This window comes from Micromonospora sp. NPDC005215 (assembly GCF_040607915.1).
In the GTDB taxonomy this organism is placed as follows: domain Bacteria; phylum Actinomycetota; class Actinomycetes; order Mycobacteriales; family Micromonosporaceae; genus Micromonospora.
Map to the genome: position 1 here is coordinate 19543 of NZ_JBEXHQ010000020.1, position 12509 is coordinate 32051.

Below are 12509 nucleotides of genomic sequence, written 5' to 3' on the forward strand. Positions count from 1 at the left end.
GGGCGAGCCCGTGGCTGAGGTGGAAGTCAGTCGGCAAGCAGGCGGGGTGGTGGCGGGACGCCTAGCGTGAGTCGCCGTAGAGACGTTTGGCCTGCCGCTCGGGCATGGCGCCCGCGTAGATGTTGAGCTGATCCAGCTTGCCCGCCATGTTCGCCCCGTTGCCGGCGTAACCGGTCCCGACGTAGAGAACCTTGCTGGAAGGTCTTCCCACGGCATCGGTTCCCTCGGTCGCTTGCCGAGTTCCGTTGACGTAGAGGCGGGTCTTAGCCGCAGTGGCATCGAAGACGCCGATCAGGTGGACCCACTCGCCGGTCTGCGCCGGGGCGTCGGAGAGGGCAGTTGACCATGTGCCGCTGGGTGATTGGACAGCGAACTGCCACTTGCCGTTGGTGCTCGTCGCGAGCTTGACGGCGCCGTCGGACTCCCTGAGTACGACCTGCTCAGCGGCGGTCACCGCGTTCAACTGGACCCAAGTGGAGATTGTCAGGGATTGGCTAGTGGGAACGATCGGGCCGTAGGTAACGGCATGTCCCTTGCCGTCGCCGGCAGATCCGTAGCCTTCCGGCTGGGTGCTGTTGAGCCACAAGGCGCCGTCGCTGTCGTGTGCCTCTGCCGTGTAACCGGCCGTCTGTTGCGGGGAGTAGGGGTAGGTGCATCCGACCATCTGGAGTTGCGGGGACGGCGACCAGTAGGGCCCCGTGCTCTCGGGGTCGTCGCAGAAGTCCAGGGCCATGTTGAAGTTCCACGCCGCGACCGGTTCGGCCGCCAGGAGCCCCGGCCGGTCATCGGTGCCGATGGCGGGGTTCGCGTCGGTTCCGTTCATATCATCGGCAACGATCACTCGGTTCCAGAGGCGGAGATCGCGGACTTCGCCGGTGAACGCGTTGCCATCGACGCCGGCAGCGCGGTCACGTCCGACGATGACATTGCCGTCGGCTCTCCAGCCGCTGCCCCTGGTCGAAAGCCACGTGGCCTCTGGTTTGACCTCGGACACGAGTTGGCCATCGACGTACAGGCGGGCGCGCTGTTCCGCCTCATCCCAGGTGCCGGCCAGGTGGATCCATTGATCCATCGGCAAGGTGGAGGTGATCGCGTCAGTGAGCAGAGGGACCGTCTGATCGAGATTAGGGATGCGTAGCAACCACTTGCCGGTGGCGCAGTCCAGGCTCAGGCGGAACCCGCTGGTGTTGACGCCGTCAATCGAGACGGCGCTCTGGTTTCCGGTGCAGGCGCCGGATCGTTTGACCCAGGCGGCGACGCCGAAGGAGCCCGATGTGTCCAAGCCAGTGCCGGAGGCACTTGCCCAGCCCTTCTGCCCACCGGCCACCGCGTCGAGGCGCAGTGTCTGCTCGCCCAACACCCAGCTGTCCGGCGTCCACGAAGCGTCGTTGGAGACGCTGTCGATCGTGAGATCGTGGCCACCGACTAGATCGGTAAGCCCTCGGGACCACATACTGGTAAGGGGCCAATGGGCGATCATCGCACTCGGCGCCGCGACCAGAAACTGGTACGTCTCTCGGGCTCCCGGCACCCCGGCGGCATTCCTACCCTCCACGTTCAGGGTATTGAGTCCGTATCGCGGCGGCGTCAGCTGCGTGGTGTAAGAACTACCGGGCGACACGCTAACGGTCGTTCGGGCCAGCCCATCCCACCAGTAGCTGTAGCTGACGATGTTGACGGAGCCAGCGTCCCCGGGCTCGGGTTCGAACTTGAACAAGCCCGGCACGCCGGGACCGCCACGGGCGGTCTCATCCGCCGGGTAGGTGGTGGAGGTGACCCTCACCGCACCGGCGGTCGTGTTGATGGTGAAGTTGCACCACGCCGTGATCGGCGACGAGTCGCCGAGTGAGTCCTTGGTTTGGACGTGGAAGGTGTAAGTCTTGCCGTTCGCGCCCGCCCCAAAGTCGAGCGTCACCTCGCCGTAGTTGTTCGCCGGCCGCACCACCGGATCACCCACCGACTGGTGCGTGGCGGCGGAGGCTTCCTTGTAGCCGTACCAACCGCGGATCGTGTTGGCCGCGCCATCGGCGTCGACATACTGAGCCCTGAGCTTGACGACGGTGGTGCCGATCGTGGATCCGCACGGCTTGCCAGCGGCGGTCAGGTTGACGGCCATACCCGGGACGGTGTTGTACGTCACCTCGAGCCAGGCCTTGTCGGTGTAGAACTTCTTCCACCGGTCCTCGGCGGTCTCCCACCCACCTGTCTCGTTGCACGCGCACAGCCCGACGGTGAAGACGTCCCAGCCCTTGGTCGCGAACTGCTGCAGATCAGTGGTCAGCGCCGTGTTGGTGAACTCAGCGTCCGTGTCCGGCTGGGCCTTCCCGCCGCAACCGCCGGCCTCGTTGGCGTTGCCCTCCCACGAGTCGAGCCACACTCCCGACGGCAGCGGACGGGTGGTCCACGCCATCCTGCCGCCGGACGAGACGGTGATCGCCGAGGTCCGGTAGAGGTGCACCCAGGTGGGCGTGCACGACGACGAGTGGTCGAGCGTGATGCGGGTGACCGCATCGAGGACGTGTTTGCCATTGAGAGCGTTGACGTCGAAGCCGTAGTAGGACCGGTACAGCTGCCCGTTGCTGCTGTACTCGTCCGGCGGCTGCTTGCCCACTCGCGCCGCTGATCCGTCGTTGTTCTCGCCATTGCTCGTCGAGTACGCCCACTTGTTGCGCTGCTTCTCGAACGGCGGGTCGATGAACAACGGATACGTCAGGTTCGGATCGGCCATCATCGTCGCGTCGGTCGATACTTTTAGTTCGCCAGCGGCAACCGACACGTCCGCCTCGGCGACGCGGGAGGTGACCGCTGGCTCCGCCGCTGTGGCCGGTTCGCCAATCGGCTCGGTGCCATCACTGATCGAACTCGACCGCTCGCCCGCCAGCAACGGCAGCACTTCGCCACCCCTCGCCGGGTCCGCCGACGAATCCCACATTGTTGCGGCACGACTCACCGCCACCGTCCGGCCGGCACGGCTGGTCATTCGCAACGTTCGATCCCCGGGCGCAGTGATCCGCATGTCCCCGCCCGTGAGGTACCGCAACGTTCGAACCTCGGCGCTGTGCGCGGCTGTAGCGCTCTTGACCTCCACCGTGTGCCGGTAGCCATCCCGGGTCGCCATCACGTGCAGATTGACGTCCGGAAGCACCGACTCGTAGATGGCCGTATCGCCCTCAATCCGCGGCGCTGGCAGCGGCGTCGGCCAGGACAGGGTGAAAGTGGATCCGTCCTCCCGCCAGGTCACCAGGGGCCCACTGCCGCCTCCTGAGAAGGCAACATCAGCCATGCTGACGGCAGGACGATAAGTGCCATCAGATCGACGGGACAGGTCTGTCGCGATCGCCGCCCACGAGCCATCGGCCTTGCGTACCCGCTGCGGCACCACCGACGTCCGCAACCGCCGCACACCCGACGGCTCCACGAACACCTGAGAACGCTCCGTGCGCCCAGAGACAGCCTCCACCGCGCTGCCGCACTGGACCGCCAACCGACCCGCCGCCGCCTCGTCTGCCGCCTCACCAACACAGGCCTGGGCTGCTGCGGCAGGCTTCTGCAGAGCGGGCATCCCGACCGCCACCAGCGTGCCGGCGATCAGCGTCAACACCACGGCAGCCGCTAAGGCCTTACGATGCTCCCGGCGGCGCGACCGGACCCGGGCGCCTGCCCTGACCTGTATGGAGAACGCGCCGCTGAAGCATAGCGGCGGGTGTGCCCCCACCTCACGTCGCGCATGCCAGACCGCCACAGCGTCTCCCCCGGTTCGACACAGCTAGCAAAGTGATCGACACATTGAGCTATGGAAGATCCACGTGTCAAGAAGCTGATCCGAAGATCATGTGAACTGCTTTCACAGAACGGGCAGAAAACTATCCAAAGGAGTTGTTCGGTCTTAATTGAGCAAGGCAGGCTGTTCAGGGCACCCCGGGCCTTGTCGACCTGCTCCCCCAAGCCGGACTCGCCGCCGGCCGCCGGCCGATCGTCAGATGCCAGCACCGCGCTTGGTTGGCACCAACGCTGGCTCGAGCAGCCGCATCGGTCGGCCGGGGAGCGCAACCGGGATCGCCGCGCCTTGTCATCAGCAGATCCGGATGTCGGCTGGGCGTGGAGTTCACCGTCGCATCAGGCGTTCGATCGTCCAGTCGCCGAAAAGCGGGCCCCACGGCAAGCCGCCGTCGCCTTCATCAATGAAGGTCTCCGTCGGATCTGTGGCACGCACTGACTGCCACAACGTCAGCACGGGGTCCTCGAGCACATCCAGCTCCAACTCGCCGACAAGAAAGGCCTGAAGCTGATCGAGATCGGGGTGAGTTCGCCGCATTCCTTTCTCGAGCCAGGCTTGGGCTCTACGCATCTGGTCGAGGTCTCCGCCGCCTCCGGAGAAACCGAGCAGGTCATGCCAGTTCGGCATCGCGACGATGGTTGCCAGAGTGATCGCCAAGCTCGATCCAATGAGGCCGGCGTCGCCTTCTGAGGACGCGTACAGGACGGGACGGGACGGCGCTTCCGTACCCACCAGAAAGAACCGCCCCGCCGTGCCGTCACATGCGATCACACGCAGACTCACGCTCGAAGACAGCCGCGCCGTGGAATCGTGAACGGACGCCACATCTTCAACGTCGAACTCGACGAAATCGCGCAACACATCCGAGACCGATGGTGCCGCAGCGATCCTGCGAAGCAGGGAAATGTCGTCCAGCATCCGCAGAGAGTACAGCCGGCCGACGAACTTAATTAAGCAGTCCAGGGTGCCAGGTGTCACGGGACAACGCGACGACTCGTCGCGTGCCTGCACGCACTGTCTTCGGCAGATCCGGATGCCCGATCGTGGCGAGACATATGGCAGGCAGAAAGGCACCGCCGATGGCTCGATTGGGCAGCGTTGCGTCCTCCCTCGGCCGATCAAATGACCGAAGGCGATGATCGGCTATTTCGATGGGTGACGGACACCCTGCGCCGCTTAGGAAGGAGGCATGACCAACGAGGTGACCGTTCCCCTGCTGCCGTGCGCATCCATTGACGACATCAAAACCTTCTACGGAATTCTCGGTTTCCGCACCACGTACAGGCTGTCATGCCCGAAACCGACCCACTAGACAGTGAGCACATCACCCGCTCGATCAGGTTGCCGGTCGGTCCGGCCGGGGAGCCCACTTGCCGCCGTCCAACCAGGCGTTAGCTCCCACCTCGGCCTGCGGGAACGGCGTCGTGTTGTGGCTGCGGGTGCCGAGGTCGGGGCGTTCCTTGCGCTCCTGCTCGTCGATCTTGATCAGATCCGACATGGCTTCGACGTGCCGGCGCTCCGCGTCCAGCAAAAAGGTCACGAAGTCCTTCACCACCGCCAGGAGAGCCGCTTCAGGGTTCGAGCAGGACGAGAAGAGGCCGTTGACGGCTTCGATGTAGCCCTTGAGGGCCTCGATGAGCTTGCCGATGTGCTGGTAGCCGAGGCCGGCGTACGCGTTGCGGAGGCCTTCCAGCATGGTGGCGGCCTTCTTGCCTTCCTCGGCCATCCAACGCGTCTGGGTCTCGAGCTGGAGCAGGTAGGCCGAGGCGCGTTCGGCGTACTGACTGAACGCCTGCGAAGCGCTTCCATCCCAGTACAACTTGAGGTTCTTGAGCTCACCGTCCATCTCGGCGCGCAGCTCCGCGTAGGTGCCGGCTGCTGAATGCACGAGGTCGGCGCGGTTCCAGATCACCTTGGGGGCGGAGCGCCAGGCATGGACCATCAGGTCGCTCAGCGGGAGACGCTGGCCGGTGCCCAGCTCGATCAGGATCGCCTCCAGCTGGAGCAGGGTGTCCCGGTGCTCGTGGATGAACGTGTCGAGCTGGTCGCCCTCGCCGTTCTCGTAGTAGGTGCTCCGGCCACCGGAGAAGCCGAGGTTGTTGCCGTCGGTACTACCGATGGTGATCGGCTCCTCGACCACGCGAGTGCTCGGCAGCCTCTCGTTGCGGGTGGCGCCCAGCCGTTCGTTGCCATCCGGAATGACCAAAACCGGTTCGTCGCCCGGAAGTTGGCGCTCGTAAGGCTGGGACAGGATGCCTGCACCACCCGGACGTACCCGGACGCTGCTGCCGTAGGCGTCGCCGAGCGGCAGATAGGGTCCCAGGTCCCGGTTGAACACGTCGAAGTTGGTGGCGACGTCCAGCTCGGTGCCCTCGTAGTCGGCGGCGATCTGCAGTAGCCCGTCGGCGATGCGCTCCATCTCGTTGCGGGCGATGTTCGCCTCAGACAGCCTGCTGCCCAGGGCCGTCGCCCAGTCCCGGTTGAGCTTGTCGGAGATCCCCTCGAGCGTGCCCCAGGCGGCGACCGGGATCGCGCCGACGTCGCCGACGTAGCGGCGAACGGCGCTATAGGTCACCGCGTCCTCGTAACGCTCCACTCCGAAGGCCACCAAGGCCCGCGACTCGACCCGCAGAGCCGACGTGTCCGTGGTCATGCTCCGTGTCCCTCCCCGTGCGGTGGCTCGATCGGCGTGAACAGCTCGACGCCGATGGGCGAGCCGAAGTAGTCGATACGCAGCTGGCGGTACTGCCGCCGGTGATCCGCCACGGCCGCGAGCAGGGCCGTCCGGATCTCGGACGCCACCTGGTCCGGTCCACAGCGGCGCAGCATCCCGGGCCGAATGTCGACCTTCAGGTCTCCGTCGTGGTCCCGAAGGACCGTCACCCAACCGTTGGTGGAAATACCTTCGGCCTTGATCCGGGCTACGTCCTCGAAGTAGCGCTCCAACTTGCCCACGGCGTGCTCCTAGTCGGTGGACTTGAGCGTCATTGCCCGGTCGGTGATGCGCTGAGCGCTGGTGTTCGCGTACGCGACGAGCTGCTCGACCGCTGAACCGGGGTTGCTGAAGTCCGCGTAGACGTGCGCGTACCGGTCGTCGGATGCCACAAACACGCCCGCGAAGATCTTCTCGTTGATCTTCTCAAAGCAGGACCGCGCGACCCGGTACGTGGCAGCGCTCGGGTACGGCACCGCCTCGCCGTAACAGGGGCCTTCCGTCGCCGTCTTGCGCAGATATGCCTCGTCGTCGCTTTGGGTAAGGCTCACGGTGATCTTGCCCTGATACGACGGCTCGGCCGACGAGAAGTCGAACTCGCAGCTGACCACGGACTTGCTGGACTCGCGTTTCGGCTCGGCACGTGTCAGGGTCCACACCCCCTCGACGACACTCGGCAAGGCCCCCGCCAACTCACTGCACGACGGAACGGCCTCATCGTCGCCGAACGGCCCCCACCGCCACGCGCCGAGCAACCCGAGGGTCACGACGACAACGCCAGCCACAACGGCCAGCATCCTCCTGCTCATTCGACCGGTCACCAACCAGACCGCTGTTCGTCCACCTGAGGCTCCCCATCGCGTACCCGCGGTTGCAGTGACGCCAACGCGACCCTGGCTGCGGCCCGCACCTGCCGGGCCAGCGACTCGTCCGTATGCCGGTGCAGGCCGTCTACCTCCACGGCGATGTCACCGCGACTCGTCGCGGCGATGCGAACGGACCTGTCCGGCGAGTAGACATCCACGTCAGGGACAGGGGCAGCCACGTCGGAATCTGAGGGCTCGCGTGAGCCGGGGATCATCGGGCAGGTCCTTTCCGGAGGACAGCGCGGACTGTCACCATCGAGTCGTGCGAGCGCCCGACGGACGCGCCCTCCTGTCGCAGCATGGCGATGACCCTAGCAACGGGCGTCACCGGCTCGCTGCCCTGAGTGATCACCGCAGATCGATGCACCAGCGCCGAGTGAGGCAGCACTAGCCCGGCTACAGTCTTGCCAACCCCAACTGCATTAGCGCGGCTGCTGCGGGTAGCCACCTGAGGGCACCTTGTCGAGCGGTTCGTCTCGCGCACCTGCCTGGACATCGGCCTCTCGGCCGCGGCGGCGACGGTTCCAGATCAGGAAGATCGCCAGCGCCAGCAGGACCAACAACACCAGGCCGCTGCCGGCGGCGATCACGACAACCTGCTGATCGGTGGGGCCGCCCTGATCGCCGTACTTGGTCACGTCGAAGGTGTCGGCCTCGGCTGGCTGGGCAGTGACGCCTGCCGAGGCCCTGGTACCAAGCAACGGGTTCTCGGGGACCGTCGGCACGTCCGCCGTCAACGCGGCCACGGGGTCGATCCGACCGAACCCGTACTGCGGATCGCGGCCCGCCGGGCCGGCGTCGCGCGCTGTTCGGATGATCCTGTTGATGACGTTCGCCGCGTCCAGGTCCGGATACTTCGACCGAACCAGCGCCGCGACGCCCGAGACGATCGCGGCGGAGTCGGAGGTGCCGTCCCCCCACCCGTATCCATGGTCCGGGCCAACGTTGAGGATGCCATCACCAGGCGCTGCCACCACGGCCTCCGGTCCTCGCACCGAGCCGGACCAGAAGGCTCCGCCACGGGTTGTGCCCGTCACGGCGATCACGCCTGGAATGTTGGCCGGTGAGATGACCGCGTTCTCTCCCTTGGCGGTGTTGCCAGCGGAGGCAACCACGACGACGTCGCGTTCGAGGGCGTACGCGATGGCCTGCTCCTCCTCCGGCGAGGCGGCGCCCGGCCCGCCGACGGACAGGTTGATCACTGTGGCGCCGCCGTCGACCGCCATCCGGATGCCCTGGGCCTGCGCCTGGTCGCTAGCCGGACCCCTACCATTTTTGATCTTGATGGGTAGGACCTTGGCGTCCGGGGCGATCCCATCCACGCCGTCGGTGGCGGCGTTCGTCGCTGCGATGATGCCGGCCATGTGCGTGCCATGGCCGTCCTCATCGGCACGGCCGTCGCCGGACGCGCCATAGCTCCGACCACCGGCAAGCACCTGGCCCCGGAGGTCCGGGTGGGTGGCGTCGACGCCACTGTCCACCACCGCAACGGTCACCCCACGCCCGGTGGAAAGCTCGTGCGCCTGGCCGATGCGGAGCTCGTCCAGGTACCACTGCTCGGCTCGCTGCGGCGCGGCCACGGCAGGTTGGGCGGCGGCACCCATCAGGAGCACAGCCAGTAGGCCGGCCGCGACAGGCCGGAGCACGCCGACGTTCACACTCATTCGCCCGCCCTCATCGCAGGATGCCTGGGGAACCGGTGTCATCGGCACGCCACGGGTCGTCGTCCTCAGTCAACCACGACGACCCGGGCCCGGATTCGTCGTGCTCGGCGCCACCGTCCCGCCCAGCAGCACCGGTGCCGCCGAGCAAACCGCCGGCGCTACCCCGCGAACCACCCGCGCCGACGCCATCGCGGCCGGCACCGGTCGCATTGCGCACCGCTTTGGCCGCACTGGTCACCGGCGGCACCCTGCCGTTGCCACCGCCGACCATGCCAGGGAGGCCGCCCGTACCGATGCCGCCGCCCCCGGCACCGAAGCCGCCTCCGCCAGCTCCGCTCGGCGAGCCGAGCCCACCCCCAACGCCAAGGGGGCTCTGGCTGCCGAGCCACGAACTCGCCGAGCCGCCGTAGCCGCCGCCCACAGTGGTCGGACCGCTGGCACCGGCCAGGCCGGTGGTGCCGAGGTCGAGTTCCGATCCGGGGCCGTCGTCGCGCGACGGGGGTGTGACGTACGAGCCGGCAAGGACGTCAGTGTGGTCGCTACTGCTACCAACTGTGGTCGGCACCGCGGCGGCCGATTGGCCATCGCCGTAGGCAGCACTACCACTGATGCCCGTGCTGCCGCGACCGGAGCCATCAAGACCTGGGCCGCCACCGAAGCCGGCGCTGCCAGCAGTAGAGCCGCCGTCTGACCCGCTGGGGGTGTAACCGGCCGGAGGAGTGCGAGGCCGATATTCGTCGTGACCGGTGACATCGTTCGCTCCCGGCACGACGAGTCGCGGCCGCTCGACCTCTATCGCCTTGTTCAGCGGAGCGGCACCGTCGTTGGCCGCCTGCTGGTTGTCGCGGTACCAGTTGTTCAGGTGTGAACTGGTATCCCAGAAACCGCCCCGCTTGTTGTCGTTGGCCTGGCCGTCGACCTTCATGGTCGCCTCCAGGCCGTCGGCCTTCTCGCGGAAGGCGCCATCGGCGTACGACGACGGGTCGCTCTGGTAGTCCTTGCGCAAGGCTGTAAGAAAGGCGGAGGCGCTCTCGCCGTCCTTTGCGCCATCGAGCTCTCCGCCGTTGGGCAGGCTCCACTCGTTGATGCCGAAGTCGTCGCCAAGCGGAATCGGGATGCTCGCGAGCGCCTTACGGACGTCACCCTCGATCCGCGACAACGCTCCGCTGACGTTGCTCGCGTTGGTGATCAGATCTTCGATGCCCCTGCCGATATCGCTCAGGTGCTCCCGGTACGCGTCTCCCCCGCTGCCCTTCCAGCCGACGAGCAGGCCCGGAAGACCATCGGTGTGTGGGCGCTCGGTGCCTGACGCGATCGGGCCCACAAACGACCGTCCGACCAACGCGTCCCTCAGATTACTCAGCGAGCTCGAGAGGTTGTTCCACCTTCCGCTCAACGCACCGACCGTCTCCGGGTCCGCCGACAGCGTTACCTCGCGGACGCAACTCTCCCACGTTCCAGTCATGACCGCCCCCATCAAGCCGAGTACAGGCGGAGAGGCATGTAGTTCGCCAGGGGCTGAGCGGCAGACTCAAGCATCTCGTCGCAGAGGTCATCCATAACCAGCGCACCATTGTCCGGCGGCTGCGGTTCACCGTGAAGTTCCGTCATTGAATGCCTCCCCCGAGCTCACGCGAGCCTACAGTAGTCAAACCAATCCGGTGAGCAGCGAAAAGTGAACGGTTAGTTAGCACAAGATCACCGTGACCGACGAACGGTCGGCCCGGCCTGTGGATCGAACTCCGACCGGTACGAGCCAGTCACCGGCGCTCTGGGCCGGGGCGGGCCCGGGAAAGCGCGTGACGACGGGCTGACGGGTTCGCTTCTACGGTCGGCGTCCTGCCCCTGGACCAGCGCACGGGCGAGATCCTGCACGACGTCGTCGACTCTCGTAGCGGGACGCCATCGCTCCGCGGCGCGGAAGACGAGAGAGCCGGCAGGGCGCTGCAGCACTCCCTCGTCCTTGACGAACAGATCACGGCGCTGCAGGGCAGCCGAAAGCGCTTTGTGGAGCGTGGCCGCCATGATCGGAAGATCCGAGTTGAGGCGCGAGATCTGCTGGAGGTGCCGCTCACCCGGCTGGCCATGGCCGCCCTTGCCGAAAGATCGCAGCCAGCGTAAGACCTCTGTCAGTTCGGCAGCAGCATCGCGGGCTGGGCCAACCGGAGGGATGGCACGCAACTCAGCAGCCGCAATGGCTGCCTGACGCCAGCCGCCAATCATCTCTGGGCCGCCGGTGCTGGATAGGACACGCACCGCCAGGCCGAGTTGAGTACCAAGCTGCAGGTGGACGCTCGTCAATTCCCTTGGGTTTTGCCACATCCAGGTTCGCGCTGCGTCGACGGCTGCGACCGCGTCATCCGCAGTGCTGACGGCCGGTGCGGGATTCAACGGAGGCCGGGCAACGTTGAGCCCGTGTAGCCGGGGTTGCCCGCGGCCTAAGGCGATCAATTCACGGGCGACTGCGCTCAAGCGGCTGCTGGCGGTCCACTTGGCGGCTTCCGCCGCCGGCCGGTAGATCTCGGTGAGATGGCCCCTCCTTTGGTCGAGCCAGCCCGGCAGCGCAATGTCGATCATGATCGCGGCCGAGGTGAGCCGGGCGATGTCGGCGAGGCCAGATTGGACGCCACCGCCGGCTCGAACCGCGAGCCCCTCCGGAGTGCGAGGTGTCTGCCCCGGCGGAACGTGACTGGCAAGAATGTCACCGATCACACCGATGGCGTCGGCAGCCCGACGCAGCGAACGCGCCGGTCCGGCGACCACGGCGGCGGGAGTGGGCGGGAACTGCCGATCAACGACCGCGGCGGCCTGGAGCCCAACGTAGAGCTGGGTCAAATTCTGCCCATGTCTAGCCAGAATGGCCGTGGCACGGGCTCGATCTGGCGCCTCCGCTGCCGGACGGCCACCAACGAGCAGCACAGTCGCTCGAGCCAACTGTGTGTAGACGGCAGACCTGGCAATCACGGCGGCATTGACGTCGGCCGCAGCCAGGGCACGGCTCCGACCCATTGCGGTAGACGCGGTACGTAGAGCCTGGGAGGCCTCGTTGTACCACTGACCGATGGTCATGCCAGGGCCGCGACCGCGCGTCGCAACTGTTGGGCGCCGGCGTCATGGCTCAGCCGTCGAGCCAGGTCGTCGCGATCGTCGGCGGCCAGACGATCGTGATACCGCGCGAGTTGCTTCAGCAGCGACGTCACGGCGAGGCGAGTCTCAGCGTCATCCCGGACCGGCGCCCTAGCGTCAACAACCACGTCGTCGTGATCCGAGTAGAGCCTCGCTCGGACGTCAAGCAGCTCCAGGCCGAAACGGTCCCAGGCGAAGTCGGTGCCTGCCAGACTCTTCCACGCCTCGATTGCCAGGTGGATGGCTCCCGCGGCGACGGTGTCATCGAGACCGTGTGCAAGTCGAGCTGTGATCTCTCGTGCCGCCTCGGCGTAGTTCATGCCATGAGCTTGGTTCGGCGTCAGCATCAGGTTCATTCCCCT

10 protein-coding genes and 1 pseudogene are annotated in these 12509 nt (G+C 66.5%); 2 read left to right on the forward strand and 9 right to left on the reverse strand.

The genetic code is table 11. The annotated features are described in order from the left end of the window. Positions 1–61 precede the first annotated feature (61 nt). Together ABZU25_RS16880 and ABZU25_RS16885 are read right to left on the reverse strand one after the other, a co-directional pair. A complete protein-coding gene (locus ABZU25_RS16880; protein WP_355030251.1) occupies positions 62–3601 on the reverse strand; it encodes a LamG domain-containing protein in 3540 nt (1179 codons plus the stop codon). Between the two features lie 504 nt (positions 3602–4105). After that, positions 4106–4696, reverse strand: coding sequence for a hypothetical protein (locus tag ABZU25_RS16885; protein ID WP_355030252.1), 591 nt, complete (start codon positions 4694–4696; stop codon positions 4106–4108). 271 nt (positions 4697–4967) lie between these two features. Here ABZU25_RS16885 and ABZU25_RS16890 point away from each other — a divergent pair. Next, positions 4968–5063: pseudogene (locus tag ABZU25_RS16890) on the forward strand (VOC family protein); the annotation flags it as partial. A 51-nt stretch (positions 5064–5114) separates the two neighbouring features. On the opposite strand, the gene ABZU25_RS16895 reads toward ABZU25_RS16890, so the two are convergent. The 4 genes from ABZU25_RS16895 to ABZU25_RS16910 form a co-directional block, all read right to left on the reverse strand. Further along, a complete protein-coding gene (locus ABZU25_RS16895; RefSeq protein ID WP_355030253.1) occupies positions 5115–6431 on the reverse strand; it encodes a hypothetical protein in 1317 nt (438 codons plus the stop codon). Next, a complete protein-coding gene (locus ABZU25_RS16900) occupies positions 6428–6733 on the reverse strand; it encodes a hypothetical protein (RefSeq protein ID WP_355030254.1) in 306 nt (101 codons plus the stop codon). The genes ABZU25_RS16895 and ABZU25_RS16900 overlap by 4 nt, the downstream gene beginning before the upstream one ends. 9 nt (positions 6734–6742) lie before the next feature. Continuing rightward, positions 6743–7312 (reverse strand): hypothetical protein, encoded by a 570-nt coding sequence (locus tag ABZU25_RS16905; protein ID WP_355030255.1) that lies wholly within the window; start codon positions 7310–7312, stop codon positions 6743–6745. Positions 7313–7779: 467 nt separating this feature from the next. Next, positions 7780–8841 (reverse strand): S8 family serine peptidase, encoded by a 1062-nt coding sequence (locus tag ABZU25_RS16910; protein ID WP_355030323.1) that lies wholly within the window; start codon positions 8839–8841, stop codon positions 7780–7782. On the opposite strand from ABZU25_RS16910, the gene ABZU25_RS16915 reads away from it, so the two are divergent. Continuing rightward, positions 8731–8979: a hypothetical protein gene (locus ABZU25_RS16915; RefSeq protein WP_355030328.1), complete on the forward strand. Its 249-nt coding sequence runs from the start codon at positions 8731–8733 to the stop codon at positions 8977–8979. The two genes, ABZU25_RS16910 and ABZU25_RS16915, sit on opposite strands and share 111 nt — an antisense overlap. A 52-nt stretch (positions 8980–9031) precedes the next feature. Here ABZU25_RS16915 and ABZU25_RS16920 read toward each other — a convergent pair whose 3' ends face one another. The 3 genes from ABZU25_RS16920 to ABZU25_RS16930 all read right to left on the reverse strand — a co-directional run bounded on the left by ABZU25_RS16920 (position 9032) and on the right by ABZU25_RS16930 (position 12503). Continuing rightward, positions 9032–10498 carry a hypothetical protein gene (locus ABZU25_RS16920; RefSeq protein WP_355030256.1) on the reverse strand — a complete coding sequence of 489 codons (1467 nt, stop codon included), beginning with the start codon at positions 10496–10498 and terminating at the stop codon, positions 9032–9034. 221 nt (positions 10499–10719) lie between these two features. Further along, positions 10720–11856, reverse strand: coding sequence for a hypothetical protein (locus ABZU25_RS16925; protein ID WP_355030257.1), 1137 nt, complete (start codon positions 11854–11856; stop codon positions 10720–10722). A 230-nt stretch (positions 11857–12086) separates the two neighbouring features. Next, positions 12087–12503: a hypothetical protein gene (locus tag ABZU25_RS16930; protein ID WP_355030258.1), complete on the reverse strand. Its 417-nt coding sequence runs from the start codon at positions 12501–12503 to the stop codon at positions 12087–12089. Positions 12504–12509 lie beyond the last annotated feature (6 nt).

What these genes read in the sequence shown, in the direction of transcription:
- ABZU25_RS16885 (WP_355030252.1), bottom strand. Translation starts at nt 4,696, where the DNA reads ATGCTGGACGACATTTCCCTGCTTCGCAGGATCGCTGCGGCACCATCG.
- ABZU25_RS16895 (WP_355030253.1), bottom strand. Translation starts at nt 6,431, where the DNA reads ATGACCACGGACACGTCGGCTCTGCGGGTCGAGTCGCGGGCCTTGGTG.
- ABZU25_RS16915 (WP_355030328.1), top strand. Translation starts at nt 8,731, where the DNA reads ATGGCCGTCCTCATCGGCACGGCCGTCGCCGGACGCGCCATAGCTCCG.
- ABZU25_RS16920 (WP_355030256.1), bottom strand. Translation starts at nt 10,498, where the DNA reads ATGGGGGCGGTCATGACTGGAACGTGGGAGAGTTGCGTCCGCGAGGTA.
- ABZU25_RS16930 (WP_355030258.1), bottom strand. Translation starts at nt 12,503, where the DNA reads ATGAACCTGATGCTGACGCCGAACCAAGCTCATGGCATGAACTACGCC.